The 21,226-nt window shown below is 49.7% G+C and carries 20 protein-coding genes and 2 riboswitches; of the genes, 16 read left to right on the top strand and 4 right to left on the bottom strand.

The genetic code is table 11. The features are described 5' to 3' along the window. Positions 1 to 39: 39 nt before the first annotated feature. Positions 40 to 2,124 (bottom strand): class 1b ribonucleoside-diphosphate reductase subunit alpha, encoded by a 2,085-nt coding sequence (gene nrdE / locus V4U84_RS15100; protein WP_334074811.1) that lies wholly within the window; start codon positions 2,122 to 2,124, stop codon positions 40 to 42. Further along, on the bottom strand, positions 2,111 to 2,470 hold the full coding sequence (nrdI, locus tag V4U84_RS15095; protein WP_334074810.1) for a class Ib ribonucleoside-diphosphate reductase assembly flavoprotein NrdI: 360 nt from the start codon (positions 2,468 to 2,470) through the stop codon (positions 2,111 to 2,113). The genes nrdE and nrdI overlap by 14 nt, the downstream gene beginning before the upstream one ends. Positions 2,471 to 2,838: 368 nt before the next feature. Between nrdI and V4U84_RS15090 the strand changes: the two genes are divergently transcribed. The 9 genes from V4U84_RS15090 (at position 2,839) to V4U84_RS15050 (ending at position 11,337) form a co-directional block, all read left to right on the top strand. Then, entirely contained in the window at positions 2,839 to 3,777 is a 939-nt protein-coding gene (locus V4U84_RS15090) for a ring-cleaving dioxygenase (RefSeq protein WP_334074809.1), read from the top strand. 146 nt (positions 3,778 to 3,923) lie between these two features. Then, a complete protein-coding gene (locus V4U84_RS15085) occupies positions 3,924 to 4,523 on the top strand; it encodes a nitroreductase family protein (RefSeq protein ID WP_334074808.1) in 600 nt (199 codons plus the stop codon). Between the two features lie 172 nt (positions 4,524 to 4,695). Then, positions 4,696 to 5,337, top strand: coding sequence for a TetR/AcrR family transcriptional regulator (locus V4U84_RS15080; RefSeq protein WP_334077459.1), 642 nt, complete (start codon positions 4,696 to 4,698; stop codon positions 5,335 to 5,337). A gap of 35 nt (positions 5,338 to 5,372) precedes the next feature. Further along, complete coding sequence (locus V4U84_RS15075) at positions 5,373 to 6,383, top strand: ABC transporter permease (RefSeq protein ID WP_334077458.1); 1,011 nt, start codon at positions 5,373 to 5,375, stop codon at positions 6,381 to 6,383. A gap of 28 nt (positions 6,384 to 6,411) precedes the next feature. Next, positions 6,412 to 7,242: an ABC transporter permease gene (locus tag V4U84_RS15070; RefSeq protein WP_334074805.1), complete on the top strand. Its 831-nt coding sequence runs from the start codon at positions 6,412 to 6,414 to the stop codon at positions 7,240 to 7,242. Between the two features lie 29 nt (positions 7,243 to 7,271). Continuing rightward, the gene (locus V4U84_RS15065) at positions 7,272 to 8,885 is read left to right on the top strand and encodes an ABC transporter substrate-binding protein (protein WP_334074804.1); all 1,614 of its coding nucleotides are present in this window, start codon (positions 7,272 to 7,274) and stop codon (positions 8,883 to 8,885) included. A 68-nt stretch (positions 8,886 to 8,953) separates the two neighbouring features. Continuing rightward, positions 8,954 to 9,943, top strand: a complete 990-nt coding sequence (locus tag V4U84_RS15060) for an ABC transporter ATP-binding protein (RefSeq protein WP_334077457.1) — start codon at positions 8,954 to 8,956, stop codon at positions 9,941 to 9,943. Beyond that, positions 9,927 to 10,895, top strand: coding sequence for an ABC transporter ATP-binding protein (locus V4U84_RS15055; protein ID WP_334077456.1), 969 nt, complete (start codon positions 9,927 to 9,929; stop codon positions 10,893 to 10,895). Before V4U84_RS15060 ends, V4U84_RS15055 begins: the two co-directional genes overlap by 17 nt. A 22-nt stretch (positions 10,896 to 10,917) precedes the next feature. Further along, positions 10,918 to 11,337, top strand: a complete 420-nt coding sequence (locus tag V4U84_RS15050) for an OsmC family protein (RefSeq protein ID WP_334074801.1) — start codon at positions 10,918 to 10,920, stop codon at positions 11,335 to 11,337. Between the two features lie 137 nt (positions 11,338 to 11,474). On the opposite strand, the gene V4U84_RS15045 is transcribed toward V4U84_RS15050, so the two are convergent. Both V4U84_RS15045 and V4U84_RS15040 read right to left on the bottom strand, forming a co-directional pair. Next, positions 11,475 to 11,912 carry a hypothetical protein gene (locus tag V4U84_RS15045; RefSeq protein ID WP_334077455.1) on the bottom strand — a complete coding sequence of 146 codons (438 nt, stop codon included), beginning with the start codon at positions 11,910 to 11,912 and terminating at the stop codon, positions 11,475 to 11,477. A 14-nt stretch (positions 11,913 to 11,926) separates the two neighbouring features. Then, entirely contained in the window at positions 11,927 to 12,418 is a 492-nt protein-coding gene (locus tag V4U84_RS15040) for a hypothetical protein (protein WP_334077454.1), read from the bottom strand. Positions 12,419 to 12,565: 147 nt separating this feature from the next. Next, a riboswitch (cyclic di-AMP (ydaO/yuaA leader) is annotated at positions 12,566 to 12,737 on the bottom strand. Positions 12,738 to 13,245: 508 nt separating this feature from the next. Then, positions 13,246 to 13,409, top strand: a riboswitch (cyclic di-AMP (ydaO/yuaA leader). Between the two features lie 115 nt (positions 13,410 to 13,524). On the opposite strand from V4U84_RS15040, the gene V4U84_RS15035 reads away from it, so the two are divergent. The 7 genes from V4U84_RS15035 to V4U84_RS15010 all read left to right on the top strand — a co-directional run bounded on the left by V4U84_RS15035 (position 13,525) and on the right by V4U84_RS15010 (position 21,175). Further along, complete coding sequence (locus V4U84_RS15035) at positions 13,525 to 13,929, top strand: hypothetical protein (protein ID WP_334077453.1); 405 nt, start codon at positions 13,525 to 13,527, stop codon at positions 13,927 to 13,929. A gap of 127 nt (positions 13,930 to 14,056) precedes the next feature. Next, on the top strand, positions 14,057 to 14,134 hold the full coding sequence (gene kdpF / locus V4U84_RS26935) for a K(+)-transporting ATPase subunit F (RefSeq protein ID WP_416367251.1): 78 nt from the start codon (positions 14,057 to 14,059) through the stop codon (positions 14,132 to 14,134). A gap of 55 nt (positions 14,135 to 14,189) precedes the next feature. Further along, positions 14,190 to 15,869, top strand: coding sequence for a potassium-transporting ATPase subunit KdpA (gene kdpA / locus V4U84_RS15030; RefSeq protein WP_334077452.1), 1,680 nt, complete (start codon positions 14,190 to 14,192; stop codon positions 15,867 to 15,869). 23 nt (positions 15,870 to 15,892) lie between these two features. Further along, on the top strand, positions 15,893 to 17,926 hold the full coding sequence (gene kdpB / locus V4U84_RS15025; protein ID WP_334077451.1) for a potassium-transporting ATPase subunit KdpB: 2,034 nt from the start codon (positions 15,893 to 15,895) through the stop codon (positions 17,924 to 17,926). 53 nt (positions 17,927 to 17,979) lie between these two features. Further along, positions 17,980 to 18,594: a potassium-transporting ATPase subunit KdpC gene (gene kdpC, locus V4U84_RS15020; protein ID WP_334077450.1), complete on the top strand. Its 615-nt coding sequence runs from the start codon at positions 17,980 to 17,982 to the stop codon at positions 18,592 to 18,594. 95 nt (positions 18,595 to 18,689) lie between these two features. Continuing rightward, positions 18,690 to 18,836, top strand: a complete 147-nt coding sequence (locus V4U84_RS15015; protein ID WP_334077449.1) for a hypothetical protein — start codon at positions 18,690 to 18,692, stop codon at positions 18,834 to 18,836. Then, positions 18,833 to 21,175, top strand: coding sequence for a histidine kinase (locus V4U84_RS15010; RefSeq protein ID WP_334077448.1), 2,343 nt, complete (start codon positions 18,833 to 18,835; stop codon positions 21,173 to 21,175). The genes V4U84_RS15015 and V4U84_RS15010 overlap by 4 nt, the downstream gene beginning before the upstream one ends. The last annotated feature ends 51 nt before the right edge of the window (positions 21,176 to 21,226 follow it).

Raw genomic sequence — 21,226 nt, 5'->3', positions numbered from 1 at the left:
GCTGAAACTAATTAACCGATAAGTCAACTGCTTTAGGTATTAGACCGAGCAGGTTAGGCATTCTTCCACGGACAGCTTTTTGGTACGCGTATAGTACAGCGATTTTAAACCTTTATGTGCAGCATACAGATAGCAACGTGCCAGCTGTCGGGTAGTAACATCACTGTTAACATGTAGAACCGTCGAAATTCCCTGGTCTATGTGAGGTTGAATTTCTGCAATCAAATCTATGACCTTGAATTGATCCATTTGATACGCCGACTTATAGAAGAAGATATTATCCTTTTGCAGGTAAGGCATTGGATAATAGGTTGTGGAGTTAGCGTATGTGCGTGTTTCAACTTGCTCTACGATAGGCATAACGCTGGATGTCGCATTTTGGATATAGGAAATGCTGGCGGTTGGTGCAATGGCCAAACGGTAAGCATGGTACAAGCCGTTTTTCATTACGTTCTCTTTCAGCGTACTCCAATCTTCCGGTCCCGGTATATCAATCCCGGCGAACAGTTCCCGCACTCGTGGTGTTGTCGGCCGGTAGTCCGTTCGGAGATAACGTTCAAAATATACCCCTGTTGCGTATTCTGACTCTTCAAATCCGTAAAAACGTTGTCCAGTTGCCTTGGCAATCTCCATACTTTTCTCCAGTGAATGATAGTTCATGATCATGAAGAAGGTTCGCACAAAATCTCTGGCTTCCTGGCTCTCATACGCGATTTTGTTCTTCGCAAAGAAACCATGCAGGTTCATCGCGCCGAGACCCACCGAATGCATTTCACGATTTGCCTTGGCAACACCCGGCGCATTCTCTACATGGGTCATATCGCTGACTGCGGTCAGCGCGATCATCCCCTCGTGAACGGATTCCTTGATTTTTTTGTGTTCCATGACATTTGCAATATTCAAGGAAGCCAGATTGCAACTTATATCTCTGCGTATGGTGTCTGGCTGACCATAATCCGCAATTTCGGACGTCTCCTGAAGCTGAAAAATCTCGGTACACAGATTCGACATCTTAATTTGACCCACATTTTTGAGAGCATGTGCCTGATTTGCGTTGCTCTTGTTAACAATATACGGATAACCGGATTCAAGCTGGGTCATTGCGATTTTCGTTAACATGTCGCGGGCGCTCATCACTGCTTTTTTGGTAACACGGTCATCAGCGACCAGCGTATCGTACATGGTATCAAGGTCCATGTCGTCAAGATGCATGCCATACGCCTTGTATACACTATAAGGCGCAAAAACGTACATTGGCTCATTGTGTTGCGCTAATTGATAAAAACGGTTTGGAACAATCAGACCGATAGAGAGGGTCTTCAGTCGAATTCTCTCGTCAGCGTTAATTTTTTTACTATCAAGGAACTCTATAACATCCCATCCGAAAATATTATAGTAGGCTGCACCCGAGCCTTTGCGCTGGCCCATCTGATCCGCGTAGGAGAAACTGTCTTCCATCAACTTAAGGACAGGCATAATTCCTTTTGCCGCCCCTTCGACACCTTTGATTGCTTCTCCGCGGGCCCGCAGTTTAGATAGATTGACCGCTACACCGCCACCAATTTTGGATAACTGCATGCATGTGTTTAAGACATAATTGATCGAATTTAGCGAATCGTCCATTTCAAGCAGGAAGCAGGACACCATTTCTCCACGGCGGCTTTTTCCGGCATTAAGAAAGGTCGGGGTTGCGGGCTGTAGCCGCTGTTCCATCATCGCTCGTGCGAGTATACGGGCTGTGTCACCGTCACCACGTCCCAAATGGAGAGCTACAGCCGCTACCCGATCCGGATAATGCTCAAGGTACAACTTACGATCATTACTCTTCAGTGCATAGTCGGTATAAAATTTGGATACCGCCATGTAGGAAGGGAACTTGAAGTTATAGCTATGAGTGATATTAAACAATTCTAAAATTTCTTCGGAGGAATAGTTTTTATAAAAATCTTCATAAAAGTCATTTTCAATCATATACCGTACTTGTTCTTCAAAATTGGCAAATTCCAGACTTCTGGTTGCCACTTCCTTCATAAATTCATCTACTGCTTCCAGGTCTTTTTCTAACTGAAAAAAACCGTCAGAATCCCGTTTCATTAACATGTTGTTCAATTCAATATGTCGCAATTCGATTTACCTCCTGTTTGAAGCGCTCTACATCGGTCGAAGTCCCGGATAACTCAAATTTACTGAGGATGGGGACATGATACAGATCCGAGATCAAGTCTGCGCTTTTTGCAAATTTTTCCCCCCAGTTACGATTGCCGCTGGCAGCCACACCAACAAGATGGTCAGCATTGTGCTGCAAAAAGGAAGATACCTTGTTCGGTATCTGGCCAAATCCTGTTGTATATGTAATGAGTACATAGGGTTCATTTATCGTCATTTGATCTTCAATTTGAACCGCCGGGAGTTTAAGCTTGGATATAAATCTTTTTACGTTGCCGGTCTTCGAATCATAGGCAATTAGCATCGTAGGGTCCTCCTTAAATTCTATAAAATAAAGTAGAACACTATATTTAGTCGACTTCATCCATTTTATAACTATATATAGAATTGTCAATTGCAATGTTGAATAAATCAGGTAGTGATGATGCATTTTATATTTTAAAAAAAGTTGTTGACATTTGAATAGAAAAGGTTATAAAATTACCTCAATATCAAATATCTCAATATTAAGATTCGTGATATTAAGTGACTTGAAGGGTTGCTTAATTAACTGTCAGGCAAGATAAAGGACAATATTCGTTGGATCGTTTTTTTCTAAAATATCTTTATATTAAGAGTTATTGATTCGGAATTGTAGGTCGATTTTATTTATCTAAAATAGGAGGAATAAAAATGAGTAAAAAAACAATGGGTATCCACCATATTACCGCTATTGTCGGACACCCTCAAGAAAATGTGGATTTTTATGCCGGTGTATTAGGGCTTCGCTTAGTTAAAAAAACGGTCAATTTCGATGACCCAGGTACATATCACTTGTACTTCGGTGATCAAGGCGGCAGACCTGGGACGATTATTACCTTCTTTCCATGGGCTAATGCTTATAAGGGAACTATCGGCGATGGGCAAGTAGGGGTTACTTCTTATGTTGTGCCTAAGGGTGCAATAAGCTTTTGGGAAAACCGGCTAAAGCATTTTGAAGTTCCTTTCTCTAAAATCGAACGCTTTGGTGAGCAATATTTGGAATTTGACGATCCTCACGGACTCCATCTGGAAATTGTGGAACGAGAAGCAGGAGAGCCTAATATGTGGAATTTCGGCGGCATTACCTCCGATGTTGCCATTAAAGGCTTTGGGGGAGCGACCCTGCTGTCTGCACAACCGGAAAAAACCGCTGAATTGTTGGAGAAAGTCATGGGACTTGAATTCATAGGCAAAGAGGGAGATATTGCACGGTATCACTCTTCCGCCGACATCGGCAATGTGATAGACCTCAAACTTTCTCCAGTGGGCAGGGGTCAAATGGGTGTTGGTACGGTTCATCATATAGCATGGCGTGCAAAGGACAATGAAGATCAATTGGATTGGCAAAAATATGTTGCTGAACATGGCTATGGAGTCACGGCTGTTCGTGACCGGAACTACTTTAATGCCATTTACTTTAGGGAGCATGGGGAAATTCTGTTTGAGATCGCCACAGATCCTCCAGGGTTCGCACATGATGAAACATTTGAAACCATGGGGAAAGATTTGAAGTTGCCTATTCAGTACGAGCCTCATAGAGCTGAAATCGAAAAGGTCCTGCTCCCATTTGAGGTAAGAGAGCTGGACTAACTGACGAAGGGGTGGATTTGTTTGATTGCTTATATTGGGATACTCGTCTTCAAAGTTACGGTGTGAATTATAATAATTCTGTACGCTTTGGGGAAAAATATCTCCAATGAATATGGAAAGAAGAACAATTTCAGGAGGTTTTGTTCATGGCAAAAGATCTTTATACAGCTTTACAGGAGAGACGTTCGTATTACGGGATCAATAAAAATGTAAATATCTCTGATGCGAGAATTAAAGAGATCGTAGAATTTGCTGTTAAATACACACCTTCAGCTTTTAATTCCCAAACGGCCCGCGTTCTTGTACTTTCAGGCGCTGCACATGATAAACTTTGGGATATTACGACTGAAACTTTGAAGAAAGTGGTTGGAGATGGAGATTTCTCGGGGACCCAACAAAAAATGGATTCCTTTAAAGCGGGTTATGGTACCGTATTGTTCTTTGAAGATGAGGCGGTAGTTAAATCCCTCCAAGAACAATTTGCTTTGTACGCCGATAACTTCCCGATTTGGTCTAACCAATCATCCGGTATGCTTCAACTGGTTGTATGGACGGCTTTGGAGTCTGAGGGACTGGGTGCTTCTCTGCAACATTATAACCCTTTAATTGATGACCAGGTTAAGAAGGAATGGAATGTTCCTGGGAATTGGAAACTGATTGCTCAGATGCCGTTTGGTAATCCAACTGCTCAACCCGGTGATAAAGAATTCCAACCGCTTGAAGATCGCGTGAAATTCTATAGCTGATATTTCAAGGGAGAAAAACCAGTTTCAATTTTGAAACTGGTTTTTTTGTCATGTACTCCTTATGTGCAAGTAAGTTGAAGACTTGAATTTCTGTTATTTCGAGGCGTTGACAAAAACCGACTAAACCTATATGATATTAAAACGAACTGACTGACCAGTCAATCTGGAGGGGATGATTTCCATCGTAAACGTAAATCAGTCTAGACTACGGGATGCGAGAAAATCTCAATTGATGGATATAGCCGTTGAGAGATTTGCCAAATACGGGTATCAGAATACTAAAATTTCTGACATCGTCAAGGATGCCGGAGTGGCGCAGGGTACGTTCTATTGGTATTTCAAGAGTAAAGAAGCTATAGCCCTGGAAATCATTGAGTCTGGCCGAGAAGCATTACTTACGGTGATCAAGAGAGGTTACCGGACTGAAGGCGGCTCTGTTCAGGAAATGGTTCAGGGGTCTGGGCGCCTGCTGGCGAATATTTTTAGATTTGCCCAGGAGCATCGGTATTTCATGGAGCTGCTGCTCACCGGCAATGGAGAAGAGGAGGCCATTCGAAATGCGTTTCGTGAAACGCGCATCGAAATGGAGGAGTCCTTCAGGCGAAATATTGAACGCGCCGTCGAGCTGGGGATGCTGCCGATATCAACAGACATACATATAAGAGCGGCGCTGCTGATGAGTCTGATTGAGGGGATTGTTGCAAGATGGCTGTTTGGTCCTAATCCTGCGGATTCCAACCTGGCTGAACTTACGGTGGATGAGTTGGCGGCGGAAGCCGTTCATTTCGAGTTTTTCGGATTGCTTGGGATATGACAGGTTCAGACAGCGGAGAAGGAGGATGATGTGAGTTGCTGAAGTACGGGCTTAGACGTATAGCCATGATGATTCCAAGTATCGCGGGTATCGTCATGATCACGTTCATCTTAACGAGAATTTTGCCGGGTGATCCGGCGCTGATGATTACAGGGGAACAAGCGCTGCCGGAGTTTGTGGACAAGGTTAGAGAAGAGTATGGCTTCAATCAACCGCTGTATATCCAGCTGTGGGATTACATCAAGCAGCTCTTCAGGGGGGATTTGGGATTTGCCTGGCATACGGGGCACTCGGTTGCATCCGATTTTATCTCGCGTTTTCCGGCTACTTTGGAGCTTACACTGGCAAGCATGTTTATAGCTTTAATTGTAGCCATTCCACTAGGCATTGCGGCGGCTTCCAGGCAAAACTCGATTTTTGATCATATCGCCAGGGTGCTTTCTTTTATCGGTTCATCGGTTCCTATTTTCTGGCTGGGCTTGCTGCTTATTACGTTATTCTACTCCAAGCTCGGGTGGCTGCCCGCTCCTATAGGACGTATTAGCGGCGGCATTAACCCGCCAACCCATATAACGGGCTTGTATGTGCTGGATAGCTTGCTAAGCTGGGACATGATCGCGCTGAAGAGCTCACTTCATCATCTGATTCTACCGGCGATTTGCATGAGTATGGGTACGATGGCTATTGTTACAAAAATGGTCCGGGCGAGCATGCTGGAGGTCATACGGCAGGATTTTATGAGGACAGCCAAAGCAAAGGGATTATCGGGCAGAGCCGTTATTTACAGACATGGTCTTATTAATTCTTTGATACCTTCTTTGACGGTAATCGGACTGCAATTTGGCGCACTGCTTGGCGGAGCCGTTATTACGGAGACGATCTTTGTGTGGCCGGGAATCGGGAATTATGTGACGGAATCGATTCTTTCCGCGGACTATGCCCCCATTCAGGCGATGACACTGATAAGTGCCATATTGTATGGATTCATTAATCTTATTGTCGAATTGTTATATGGGGTTCTTGATCCCCGGGTGAGATATGAATAGTTCATTCAGACAATCATGGACAAGCTTCATGAGAAAGATTACAGCGAAAAAACTGTTGCTTCTCGGTTTAACCCTAGTTTTTGTATGGGTGATATTGGCATTGTTAGCCCCCTGGATCGCTCCGTTTGGACCCGATGAAATACGGACAGAGGACAAGCTCCAGCCCCCGAATATGGTGCATTGGTTCGGTACGGATAATTTCGGCAGAGATATCTTCAGCCGCATTTTGTACGGGGCGCGAGTCACGATTTGGACAGGGCTTGTAGCGATAGGCATAGCTAGTGTGGTCGGGATTCCGCTCGGCGCTATCGCCGGTTATTTTGGAGGGAAAATCGGTAATCTCATCATGAGGTTCATGGATATTTTGCTCGCTTTTCCGTCGCTGATATTGGCCATGGCGCTTGCGGCATCGATCGGTCCCGGTTTATTTGGCGCATTGCTGGCGGTCGGGATCGTCGCTATACCGGAATTCGCCCGTTTAATGTACGGCCAGACCGTGGTGATTAAAGAGAAAGAATTTATTGAAGCAAGCAGAGCGCTGGGGGTGCGGCACTCCTCGATTATTTTTCAGCATATTCTACCGAACGCCTTGGCACCGGTCGTTGTGCAAATCACGCTCGGTTTGGGATCGGCCGTTCTAATTACGTCAAGCCTCAGCTTTCTTGGTCTCGGTGTTAAGCCGCCGACGGCGGAATGGGGAGCTATGATCTCCTATGGCCGTGATTATATTATTTCGGGCGAGTGGTGGATGACCGTGTTCCCAGGCGCAGCTATCGCCACAACCATTTTCGGATTCATTTTGCTTGGAGACGGATTGCGTGACGTTCTTGATCCGCATGGCCAATCCTCCAACAAATAATTAACAACTATAGATTAGGGGTGGAAGACATGAAAAAAAGTAAATTGATTATCCTCATTTCGGCATTGCTGGTATTGGCGCTTGCATCGGGATGCGCGCAAAGCTCCAATCCAAAGCCAGGTGCAGGCAATAAAACGGCAACGAATGCGGAGAACTCCACCGGGACGGATGCCGCGGCGGGAAAAACCATCACGATCGCTTATTCGCAAGGGGCCGGTCAAACGATGGACCCGCATGACGCGGCCGATTTGACCTCGGCTTCCTATGCGTTTGCTCTGTACGATACGCTTGTAACGAGCGCCACGGAAGAAGCCGATGGCAAAACGGTGGGACGTACCGATAAAGTCGTTCCTTCCCTGGCCGAATCCTGGAAAATTTCCGATGATTTAACCACCTATACGTTCACGCTCCGGGACGGAGCCAAGTTCCAAAGCGGGAACCCCGTCAATGCGGATGCCGTCGTGTATTCGTTCGAGCGGGTACAAACCAAAGGCGAAGGCGGGAGCCTATATAAACTGGCAAATATTCAATCCGTTACGAAAATCGATGACAAGACTGTAGAATTCAAGCTGGGTGCGCCTAACCATTTGTTCCTGAAATATCTGGCAACCTTCACGTTCTCCATCGTTGACCCATCGGTGGCCAAGGATCAACCGGATGATTATTTGACTCAACATTCCGCGGGCTCCGGAGCATTTAAACTTGAAAAATGGGATCCCGCTACCGAAGCTGTATTTGTCGCCAATAAAGATTACTGGAATGGTGCGCCCAAGGTTGACAAAGTTATCGTTAAATATGTAGCGGAGGCATCCAACCGCGAATTGTTCCTTGAAAAAGGTGAGGTTGACGTAGCGCTCGACATCCCGGCCAAAGACGTTGAGAGCTTGTCGAAGAAAGACAACATTACGATCAGCTCGGAATCCTCCAACCGGATCGTATATCTTGGCATGAATGCGAATTTCAAGCCATTCGACCAGTTGAAGGTGAGACAGGCCATAAACTATGTGATTGATCAGAACAAGTTGATTCAGGACGTTGCCTTCGGACAAGCATCTCCGCTGAAAAGCTCGATCTCCAGCAAATCTCCGGATTTTACTTCCGAGGGAAATGAGTATGAATACAACACGGAAAAAGCTAAACAATTGATTAAAGAAGCGGGCTATGAGAAAGGATTTACCTTTGACCTGACCGTGAACTCCTCTACTCAAGATTATGAAGACATCGCGGTTCTGCTTAAAGCTGAGCTTGAGAAAATCGGGGTAACCTTAAACATTAACAAAGTAGCGCCGGCACAATACCGCGAGCTGATCAACAATAAAAAAGCGGCGGCTTATCTGGGCAAATATACGTCGCTGGTCAACGATCCATCCTATCATTACGGATTCCTGCTGGATAGTAAAGGGGCTTCCAACTACACGGGTTACAGCAGCAAAGTCGTTGATGACCTGTTGGCGAAGGCGAATGTCGAGCCGGATGATGCGAAGCGTTCGGAACTGTACAAACAGGTACAAAAACAGGTTACGGCGGATTCTCCATGGGCGTACCTGTATGAAAGCAATTTGATTGTGGGCATCAGCAAGGGCGTAAATGGGTACATCTTCTACCCGGATGAGATCATTCGCTTCAGCTCATTGTACAAATAAGAAGCAGGACCCCCGAGCCGAAGGGCGCAGGGGGTCTTACCTACTTTAATTCATCAGGGGAGGCCGCTATGACAAAGCTCTTGGAAATAGACCAACTGTCTATCGACTTCGCCAATGGTTCGGGCCCGATTCGGGTAGTAAACGGTGTGCGCTTGGAGCTTGAGGCAGGAGAGACGCTTGGGCTTGTCGGGGAATCCGGCAGCGGGAAAAGTGTGACCTCGTTATCCATTATGCGGCTGCTTCCTCAGGGTTTGGCCAAGGTGGCGGAAGGTGATATTCGTTACCGTGGACAAAGTCTGCTGGACATGACCGAGTCCGAAATGCAAAAGGTGCGGGGCAATCAGATTGCCACGATCTTTCAGGAGCCGATGACGGCCTTGAACCCTGTCTTTAAGATCGGCCGTCAAGTTAGAGAATCGATACGGCAGCACTTGAAAAAGAGTAAAAGAGAGGCCCATAAAGAAGCTATTGCTTTGCTTGGCGAAGTTGGCATATCCGCGCCGGAACAAATTATGGAGGCCTATCCGCACCAGCTGTCAGGGGGGATGCGGCAGCGCGTGATGATCGCGATGGCGATGGCCTCCAATCCGGAAATCCTGATCGCGGATGAGCCGACAACCGCCTTGGACGTCACGATTCAGGCGCAAATTCTGGAGCTGATGAAGAAACTCCAGAAGGAGCGGGGAACCGCGATCATTTTTATTACGCATGACCTTGGAGTCGTGGCTGAAATGTGTGACCGGGTAGCGGTCATGTATGCCGGTCAAATCGTGGAGCAGGGCGATGTTCGGACAATATTCAAGGAGCCGAAGCATCCTTATACCATCGGCCTCTTGAATTCGATGCCTCAATTCTCAGGAGAGATGAAGCGCTTGGAGGCCATATCCGGACAGGTACCTCATCCTTCGGAATATTTGCCGGGCTGCCGCTTTGCTCAGCGGTGCCCTTCCAGAATGGATTTGTGCGAGAGCGAAGAGCCCGCGCTTTACGATTTTGGCAATCAGCATAGATGCAAGTGCCATCTCTATAGGGGGGATACGGATGCGGCCCATTCTTGAGATCAAAGATTTAAAGAAGCATTATCCCGTAAAGACGGGGCTGTTCGGCCGGGTGACCGGCGCTGCCAAATCCCTCGACGGCGTATCCTTTGCGATTGAAAAAGGCGAGACGTTCGCCATCGTAGGGGAGTCGGGTTCGGGAAAAACCACCTTGGGCAAAACCGTGCTTAGATTAATAGAGCCTACTTCCGGAAGCATCCTGTTCGACGGGACGGATATTACGCAGCTCGGTACGGAGTCGATGAGAAAGCTCAAGACCGATATGCAAATGGTATTTCAGGACCCGTTCGGCTCCCTTGATCCGAAATGGACCGTTCGTCGTATTTTGGAGGAGCCGCTGCGTACCCATTTTAAATTACCGCCAGAAGAGCTCGTGAAAAAGGTGGACGATATTCTCGAGGTGGTAGGGCTGACGGCAAAACATGCCTCGAGATATCCGCACGAACTGTCGGGCGGTCAGCGGCAGAGAGTGGGGATCGCTCGGGCGCTGATTCTTGAACCTAAATTTATCGTTTTCGATGAACCGGTGTCGGCGCTGGATGTATCGATACAAGCCCAGGTTCTGACCTTGCTGGAGGATCTGCAGAGCCGCCTGTCGCTTACCTATCTGTTCATTTCCCATGACTTGTCGGTTGTCCGGTACATTAGCGATCAGGTCGGGGTTATGTATCTGGGCAAAATGATGGAGATTGGCCCCTCGGAAGAGCTGTTCACGAATCCGCTTCATCCCTATACAAAGGCGCTGATTTCGGCTATTCCCGAGCCGGATATGGACAAGCGAAGGGAGCGGATTGTTCTGTCCGGAGAGGTGCCGAGTCCGCGCAAACCGCCTTCAGGCTGCGTTTTTCATACCCGTTGTCCTCACGCTATGCCAGAGTGCGGCAACGTTCAGCCAGAATGGCAAAAAGTATCCGAAAATCGTTATACAGCTTGTCATTTATATCATAAATAGAAAAAGAAGGTAGGTTAACAACATGCAAGTAACGACAACTTGGCAGGGGAAAAAGTTTTTTCAAGCAGAGGGTCCTTCCGGCTACAAAGTGAATATGGACGCAACTCCGCAATGGGGAGGAGAGGGCAACGGCGCTTCGCCCGTGGAGGTATTATTGGCAAGCTTGGCGGGGTGTATTGGCATTGATGTAACGATGATTCTGGAGAACTTCCTGTCTTCTATTGAAAAGATTGAGATTGTAACGAACGGAGTCCGCAAGGAAGAGCCCCCCAAAGGATTTGCCTCGATCGAGCTGATCTTTAAGGTAGACGGCGATATTCCCGATTACCGGATTTGGAAGGCCATTGAACTCGGGACTTCGAAATATTGTTCCGTATCGGACTCGTTAAATGCGACGATTACACACAGACTCATTCTGAATGGCGTGGAAGTGTTTAAATAAGAACGACGGAAATGGAGGATACTCATAGTCTGGACACTTAGAAAAAAAGTGCCGGGACTGTGGGTATCTTTTTGTCTACTGATGAGAGCATCGGAGTCATATATGATGGTTGGAGCGAAAGCGATTCTGGGTTTTTCTTATAATATCGAAAAATACGCTATAGATTCATGAATCAACTGTGCTGCGTTCCACGGGCGGTTGCTGAAGAGGCTTCTCTTATATTCGGCTCCGGCCGCTGCTTTGAGGCGGGACTGCCTGGACAGAGCGGTGTCCAGCAAGGCGGATCGGACCAATGCCAGTTGTCCCGGGAGCCATTCCGAGCCTTTGGAACGAACAATTTCCAAGGCTTCTTCTACCGATTGGTTTCGGATGGACCGCAAAAAATCCCCCCATTTAATCAAGTCGAACCCTTTGCCGTCCGTAGAGACAGGACAAGCGCCGAAACCGCTGCAGTCTCCGCAGGAAAGTTTCAGGATGCAATACCAGCATTCTTGGGAGCCCCGGGCGGCAATAACAAAAGATGGAGGTCCACTAAAGGCGAACAGTTCAATTCGCGTTAGTCTATTGTTATTCATCTCCGTAACCCTCCTCAACCGTTCAACCAATTAAAATCGACATGATGCATGTTCTCAGCCTTGTGAATATAGCTTCGGATTTCCGTTTCGTTTTCGCAAACGGCAGAATGCTCCAGCCATACGGCGTATTTTGTTTTGTGAACAAAGGTTAAATGAGCGGGAAACGACGCTTGCAATTTCAGCACATACCAGCCCGGAGGTATCCGGAGCCAAGGTTTTCGAAAAGCTGCCAGAAGCGGAAGGCGCAAGCGCGCCGACCAATCTTGTTCCTGCTGTTGTTTCCTGAATTCCCGGTAGATCTCGTGCAAAACCTCTATATCCGTGCATTCTTGACAGGGTGCCGGTGCGCCGAACTGGCGGAATATCCCGATCTTGTTGTCGCCGAAACCATAACCTACGATAAATCTTTGCCCGTGTTCTTCATACCAGAACGCTCCAAAATACAGGTAACGCAAGCTAACCGGGTCCAGAAGATTCCGATGCGATCCCCAATAATAAGTCCTCATGTCGATCCTCATCCTCCCATAGGGTTAAAATGTTTAAAAGCTCGTTTGTCCGCATGCTTACAACAAAAAAACCGCCGACAGAGAATAAACCCCTGCAGCGGTTTGTGCGGACGGGCAAAATGCCCCGACGCAAAAGCACGGAAATCAAGGTTCTCTCTGCTGCGCTTACGAGGTTAGCTGTCGGATTCGGGCGGTGAGAGTCGCCCTACCTTACGAGACCGATAACGTCTCACTTCGGATTCACCCCAAGTTGGACCGAATTTGCGGTCCGATGGTTCCCCCGCTTCCCGCCATAACGGGAATTCAGCGTTCATACAAGTCGAAGAATTCACGGTTCTAACTATAATTCAGGTCCGTATAAAAAAGGGGTAAATAAACCGCCCACGGGTGTAAAAAAACCGTAAAAATGATGAAAAGCCTTGTAAACATGAGTATTTGCGAGGAAAAAAAAGAGTTTCCATTTTGATAACGCTGCCTTTATCCTAGAACTCCTTATTTCAGTGGATACTCATGCTACAGCGTTTTACAATCATTTTGTCAAGGAGTAAGATACGGTCCATGAATTGAATTGCTATTCGATTCTAATGGAGCTGCCGATCCAAAACGGGGAGTCAACGGACCGAAGCTTGTGTGGGAGCAAGCCGATCGGAACCGGGAACGAAATCGTTCGTTCACGACTCGATCAGCGAAGACGGGCGTCTCTCACCGCCTGTAAATGTCAGCTAACCCGTAGATAAAGGATCGTGTGCTATTGAGGGAGAGGATGAATCAATCGGTTATTCATAGTTTTTTCTGCCACAGTCTCGGAAAACTGTGACTTACAATAATCTTTTAAAACGCTGAATCCTTGGAAGACTCAAGGAACGGGGGAACCAACGAAACCGCGCTCGGTTTCATGGGGTGAATCACTCGGCACTCTCAAATGCCTGGTGTAGGGCGACTCTCACGCCCGAATCCGACAGCTAACCTCGTAAGCGTATGGAGAGGCAACATTTTGTCGCGGGCCGATCAGGACGAAAGCGTCATGAGCGAGAAGCCGCGGAAAAGGTTCCTCTTTTCCAAGGCTTCTTTTTGTTGCCTTTTTCCTTGATTCGGAGGAGGAGCGCATGGAGAAAAGCCGTATTTTAGTGGCCGCTTCGAATAAAGCGGGGAGAAACTTCATTCGGTTGCTTATGTACCAAAAAATTCCGGTAGCAGCCTTAACCAATAACAAAAGGGAAGAAAAGCTGCTGAGGGAAATCGGAGTGAATGAGATTTTGCGTGTAAGTACTACCCGTAATAAGGTGGGTGAGATACCTGTATTTCCGATCGGGCGAGTTTTCATTTTTGAGTCCAGTCTACCGCTGAGCTGCCAGTATTTACAGTTTGTTGCCCGGTTTTCCAGCAAGGCGATAACTGTTGTGACGACCATGTGGCATCCCGAGGCGATTTATAAAAAACTCGGTGCTTCCTATGTGATATACACAAAAAACGGGGAAGTCGGGTTTCTACTCAGCGATCTGACTGATTAATTATTTGGAGGAGTGTCGTAATGCTGGATATTTGGATGGGACTAACGTTAGCCGCAGCCTTCGCGCTTGTGATCGGATTTGTCGTTTGGTGCGGGAAAACGGTAGCGGACTCGGGAGGCGAACACGAATGACGATCGTGTTGATGTTTACGCTCGTATTGCTGATCTATTTGATCTATGCCTTACTTCATCCGGAAAAGTTTTAACGAGTGTTTAATCTTTATCTTTTTTATAGCGGCAATACCAGGGAGGAACGGTCAAATGGATATATTGCAAATCGGAATTGTGATCGGCATTTTGCTGCTGATTGCCAAACCGCTTGGAAATTATTTGTTTTATGTTTTTTCTAACGAACCCAATCGCACGGATAAAATATTCGGATGGGCCGAGAAGCCCATTTATGCGGTCATCGGGCTGAAGCGCCGCCCGGGCATGAGCTGGAAACGCTACGCGATCAGCTTCGTCGCGACCAACTTTGTGCTCGTCGCGGTAAGTTATTTACTGTTGCGGATACAGAGCGGCTTGCCGCTTAATCCGAACGATATCGGGAATATGGAACCTACGCTGGTGCTAAACACGGTTATCAGCTTTATCACGAACACAAACCTGCAGCATTACAGCGGCGAGACGGGGCTGACATATTTCTCGCAAATGGCCGTCATCATGATGATGATGTTCACGTCGGCGGCTACGGGCCTTTCGGTCGCGGTCGCGTTTGTCCGGGGCATTACGAGCAAAGGCAAGACGCTGGGCAACTTCTTTGAGGATTTCGTCAAGGCGCATACGCGGGTTTTCTTCCCGTTGGCATTGATCGTCACTTTGGTGCTGGTCGCGCTGCAGGTTCCGCAGACGCTCCATCCGACACTGGCGGTAACGACACTGGAAGGAGCTGCGCAGCAAATTGCGATCGGGCCTGTCGCTTCACTGGAGTCGATCAAACATCTGGGCACCAACGGCGGCGGCTTTTTCGGCGCCAACTCGTCGCACCCGTTTGAGAATCCGAACCCGTTGACCAATGTAATCGAGATTCTGTCGATGTGGTGCTTGTCCGCGGCGCTGCCTTTCATGTACGGCAGATTTGCGAAGAGCCGCAAGCAGGGCTGGGTTATTTTCTCGGCAATGATGGTTCTGTTCCTTGTGTTCCTTACGATCGCCTATACGGCGGAAACAAGCGGAAATCCGGCGCTGAATGCGCTGGGCATCGACGCTTCGCAGGGCAGTATGGAGGGGAAAGAGGTGCGTTTCGGCATAGCCCAATCCGCCCTGTTTACCACCGTGACGACGGCGGCGACGACCGGTTCGGTCAACAACATGCACGATACGCTGACCCCGCTCGGCGGTCTGGTGCCATTAGCGGAGATGATGCTGAACGTCGTATTCGGCGGCAAAGGCGTCGGGCTGATCAATATGCTGATGTACGCGATACTGGCCGTGTTCATCTGCGGACTGATGGTCGGCCGTACGCCGGAATTCCTGGGCCGCAAGATCGAGCCGCGGGAGATGAAGCTCATCGCGATTGCGATATTGGCGCACCCGTTCATTATTCTGGCGCCGGCGGCGCTTGCCTTCCTGACCGATCTCGGTAAGGGCGCGATTACAAATGCCGGCTTTCACGGAATCACGCAGGTGCTGTATGAATACACCTCGTCAGCCGCAAACAACGGCTCCGGCTTTGAGGGATTGGCGGACAATACGCCATTCTGGAATATAACGACCGGCCTTGTGATGTTTTTCGGGCGTTATATATCGATGATCGCGATGCTCGCCGTCGCCGGATCGTTGACGCGTAAGCAATGGGTGCCGGAGACGATCGGCACGTTCCGAACGGATAACGCCCTGTTTACCGGTCTTCTGATCGGCACCGTCATTTTGATCGGCGCGCTGACTTTCCTGCCGGTGATTGTCCTGGGGCCAATCGCTGAGCATCTGACGATTCGTTAAGTAAGAAATGGGGAGAAATGGCCATGAACGAAAAACGTAAAAAAAGCATGTTCTCCGGTCCGCTTGTTGCGCAAGCCCTGAAGGCGAGCGTCGTCAAGCTGAATCCGGCCGTCATGATGAAAAATCCCGTGATGTTCGTCGTTGAGGTTGGCACGATCATCGTACTGTTAATGACGGTATTTCCCGGTTACTTCCATGCGGAGGACCGTATCGGCTTCAACCTCACCGTGTTTGTGATTCTGTTGTTTACGGTACTGTTCGCCAATTTCGCGGAAGCACTGGCGGAGGGGAGAGGCAAGGCTCAAGCCGATACGTTGAAGCGGACGAAACAAGAGATCACCGCGAATAAAGTGGTTGGGCAAGGCGTTAAAACCGTGCCTTCAACGGAGCTGCGCAAGGGGGACATCGTCATCGTTTCCCAAGGGGAGATGATTCCCGGCGACGGGGAAGTGATCGAAGGGCTCGCCTCCGTCGACGAGTCGGCGATCACCGGCGAATCGGCGCCGGTGATCAAGGAAGCCGGCGGCGATTTCAATTCGGTCACCGGCGGGACGCGCGTCATTAGCGACCGCATCAAGGTGAGAATTACCAGCGATCCCGGTGATACGTTCATCGACCGGATGATTGCGCTTGTCGAAGGTGCGAAACGCCAGAAGACGCCGAACGAAATCGCGCTTAGTACGCTGTTGATCAGTTTGACGATTATTTTTCTGATCGTTGTGGTGACGCTCGGGCCGATCGCTTCTTATGTGAATATTCAATTGGAAATCCCGGTACTCATTGCACTGCTGGTCTGTTTGATCCCGACGACGATCGGGGGTCTGCTGTCGGCCATAGGCATCGCGGGCATGGACCGGGTGACGCAGTTCAACGTGCTGGCGATGTCCGGTAAAGCCGTCGAGGCCGCGGGCGATATTAATACGATGATCTTGGATAAAACCGGAACGATTACCTTCGGGAACCGGATGGCCAGCGACATCGTACCGGTCGGAGGCGCTAGCCTGGATGAGGCGGCCGCTTGGGCGGCGGTATCTTCCGTACAGGACGAAACCCCGGAAGGCCGCTCCGTACTGGAATGGATGAAGAAGAACGAAAAGACCTATGACAGGGCGCTCGGCGAGGATGGCAGCTTTGTTGAATTCAAAGCGGAAACTCGAATGAGCGGCATCGATCTGAAGGACGGACGTAAGGTTCGCAAAGGAGCGGTAGACGCCATCCGCAAATGGGTGGCCGCCCAAGGCGGGGGGATTCCGGACGAGTTGGAGAAACAGGCCAATCGCATCGCGTCGGAAGGCGGAACGCCGTTGGCCGTGGCGGTCGATAAACAAGTCTTTGGCGTCATATATTTGAAGGATACGGTGAAGCCCGGCATGCGCGAACGGTTTGATCAACTGCGCGCCATGGGCATCAAAACAATTATGTGCACCGGCGACAATCCGCTGACGGCGGCAACCATCGCCAGGGAAGCGGGCGTCGATGATTTTATCGCCGAGAGCAAGCCGGAGGATAAGATCGCCGTGATCCGCCGGGAGCAGGCCGAAGGCAAGCTGGTCGCGATGACCGGCGATGGCACGAACGACGCGCCGGCGTTGGCGCAAGCCGATGTCGGGCTGGCGATGAACAGCGGGACGACCGCGGCTAAGGAAGCGGCCAATATGGTCGATCTCGATTCCGACCCGTCGAAAATTATCGAGGTGGTGGCGATCGGCAAGCAGTTGCTGATGACGCGCGGCGCTTTGACCACGTTCAGTATCGCCAACGACATTGCCAAATATTTTGCGATCATTCCGGCGATGTTCATGCTGGCCATTCCGGAAATGGAAGCCTTGAACATTATGAAGCTCGGCTCGCCGCTTTCGGCCGTGCTATCGGCGCTCATTTTTAACGCTATTATCATCCCGCTGTTGATTCCGCTGGCGATGAAGGGTGTCGCCTACCGGCCGATGAGCGCATCGCGGCTGCTTAGCCGCAACTTGCTCGTTTACGGCTTGGGCGGTGTGATCGCCCCGTTCGTCGGGATCAAGTTGATTGATCTGATCGTTCATATGTGGATCTGATCTTTGCCATTCGCACGGCAAATTAAATATAAATATGAAAGAAGGAAACGGCTATGAGTACCATTGCGCAAGAAGAACAGGCTGGGCGCTCCGGGGGAGCGGTTTTCTGGATAGCTTTGCGCGTCGCTCTGTTGTTCATCATCTTATGCGGTATTGTATATCCGCTCGTCAGCACGGGCCTCGCGCAACTGCTGTTTCCCCACCAGTCCAACGGCAGCTTATTGAAGGATAAGGACGGCAGCGTGGTTGGTTCGGAATTGATCGGGCAATCGTTCACCGATCCAAGTTATTTTCAAGGACGCGTATCCAGCATCGATTACAAGGCGGAGGCGTCCGGTTCCAACAACTATGCGCCTTCGAATCCGGATATGCTTGCCCGCACGAAAGCTTCAATCGACCAGTGGCGCCGGGATAACCCGGATGTACCGATCGAGCAATTGCCGCTCGCTCTCGTTACCAACTCGGGGTCGGGACTCGACCCGCACATTACGCCGCAATCGGCGCTGGTGCAGGTGCCGCGAATCAGCAAGCTAACCGGTATTTCCGCGGCCGAGCTGGAAACGCTGGTGGGCGAATATACGGAGGACCGCGACCTGGGCGTATTCGGTGACAAACGGGTCAACGTACTGAAACTCAATTTGGCGTTGAAAGAAAAGTTGGGTAAATAACGCTGTGACAGGCCCTGTCCGCCCATTTTCCGGGAGACGGGGCGGTCGCATTTTTTCCGGCAGGTTCGATATTCAAGAAAAACGAGGTGATCCAATTGCCTAGACGGGTCGTCATTCCGGACGCCTTTGATCCGTGCAATCTGTGCCAGCCGGACAGGCTTAATGCGGCCGTGCCGCAATTTTTGGAAGGAAAACGGGTGGTCCGGCCATTGACAACGTACCGGGAGGTGGCCAACAAGTGACCGAGTTTAAGCGAAAAACGCCGGATGAAATCTTACGATCGATTTTGCAGTTGCGGAAGGGACGGCTTAAAATTATCATTGGCCCGGTTAGCGGTTCCGGCAAGACGTATCATATGCTGCATGAAGGGAAGCTGCTGAAGCAGCAGGGAATCGATGTGGTCATTTGCGCGATCTCGACTATGCAGCGGTCTGAAACCGTACAACAAACGATGGAACTGGAGCGTGTGCCGAGCATCCATTGGCGGAAAGAAGGCAAGGAGTACAAAGATTTGCCGCTTGACGCGATTGTGGCCCGCAATCCGGAGGTGCTGCTGGTTGACGGCCTCGCTCATCGCAACCGTAAGGGGGCGAAGTTTAAGACGCGGCTGGAGGACATTCGATACTTGATGGAGCAAGGGATCAGCATTATTACGACAATCAACGTCTACGAGTTGGATGGGGTGGACGCGATCGTCCTTAAACGGACGGGGATTCGGGCGGAAGAAACGGTACCTTCCGATACGTTGGAGCTTGCCGACGAAGTTCGGCTGATTGATGTGTCCCCGGAGACGATGTTGAAGCGGATTGACGAAGGCATTCTGGGGGATCAGACGCATCCCGCGATGGCCCGCCGCGGCAATCTTGGCGTGCTGCGGGAAATTTCGCTGCGGCTGATGGCGGAAGGGGTTAACGATTCGCTTGAGAAGCATCGCGAAGAGCTCGGACTGCTTGGTCCGTCGGGCGCGGCGGAGCGGATCCTTGTTTCGGCGCAATATCACTGGAACGGATCGCTTTATGTGCGAAGGGGGCAGCAAATCGCCAAAAGATTGAACGGCGACATGATTGTAGTAACGTTTGTCCTCCCCGAGCGGAAATTATCGAAGGATCAGCAAATGTTCAAACGCTCCATTCGCAAGCTGGCGGAGAAGGTGGATGCCAGATTCGAGGAGCTTCCCATACTGCATCTGCGCAAGCTTCCGTCCATGCTCGTACGTTATGCCATCCAAAACAACGTCACCCGCATCGTGATGGGCCATTCCAAAAAAAGCCGCTGGCAGGAACGCTGGCAAGGCTCCATTGCAGGCAGGGTGCTGCGAAAAATGCGGAATGTGGACGTGTTTCTGATGGCGGACCGCGCCGAGTATGAAGGGGAGCGAATCCTGCCGATCAAACCGAAATCGAGCGGAGGGGCGGAGCCGTTCCGGAGGCTTAGTCCCAAGGAAATCGAAAAGGAAATCCAAACGATCCGGCGCGGCACATTTAAAGTTTATATCGGAGCTGCTCCCGGGGTAGGCAAGACCTTTAAAATGCTGCAAGAAGGCAACCGTCTGCTTGGCAAAGGAATCGATGTCGTAATCGGTTTATTGGAGACGCACGGCAGGAAAGAAACGGCGGAACAGATAGGCCAATTGCCGCTTATTCCGCGGGTGAACATGGTCTATCAATCAGCGCAGCTTGATGAAATGGATACGGAGGCCATTATCGCGCGTCATCCCGAAGTCGTGCTTGTCGATGAACTCGCGCATACGAATATCCCCGGCAGCCGCAATAAGAAAAGATATGAGGATGTAATCCGCCTGCTGGAAAGCGGCATTTCTGTCATTTCAACAATCAACGTACAGCATCTGGAAAGTCTCAATGACGCGGTGCAGCAGTTGACCGGTGTCCGCGTGCGCGAGACGGTGCCCGATGCCATTCTGAAAATGGCGGATGAGGTCGAACTGATCGATGTGACGCCGCAAATGTTGCAACAGCGGATGCGGGACGGCAAAATTTATGCTTCCGAAAAAGTGGATCAGGCGCTGGGTTCATTTTTTAAAATCGGCAATTTGATCGCTTTGCGCGAACTGGCACTCCGCGAAATTGCCGATGATGTGGATGAACGCTTGGAAGCGTGGGACCGGAATACCTCTCTCCGCGGGCCATGGCATCGGCAAGAGGTAATCTTCGTCTGTGTGGATACAAGTCCACGAGCGGAGCGGTTAATTCGGCGCGGGTTCCGCATTGCCCACCGGCTCAAGGCGGAATGGCATGTCCATTATGTGCATTGTGCCGGCGCCCTGTCCGATGCCGATAATAAGCGGTTGGAGACGCTTCGTCAATTATGCGAGCGGCTTGGAGGCAAGATGGAGGTGGCCGGGCTTGGCAACCATAGGAACACCGGTGAAGCGTTGCTCCAACGGATGCAGGAAGTGCGCGCCACCCAATTGATTATCGGCCAATCCCGCAGGCCGCTATGGTACTCGCTGATGAAGGAAACGGTTGTTCATTTCATGCTGCGCCGCGCTCGCTGGGTCGACATGTTGATCGTGGCCGACTTCGATCCGACGGTTACCGAGGAAGGTTTGCAGTCGATTTGAGAAACAGTCTCTATTTCTAGCTATTTTCGCGATATGGTGGATACTCGCAAC

The sequence above is a fragment of the Paenibacillus sanfengchensis genome, from assembly GCF_036864765.1.
GTDB classification, from domain to species: Bacteria; Bacillota; Bacilli; order Paenibacillales; family Paenibacillaceae; genus Fontibacillus; species Fontibacillus sanfengchensis.
Note: the sequence above shows the minus strand (reverse complement) of the source record. Positions and strands in the feature narration are given on the sequence as shown.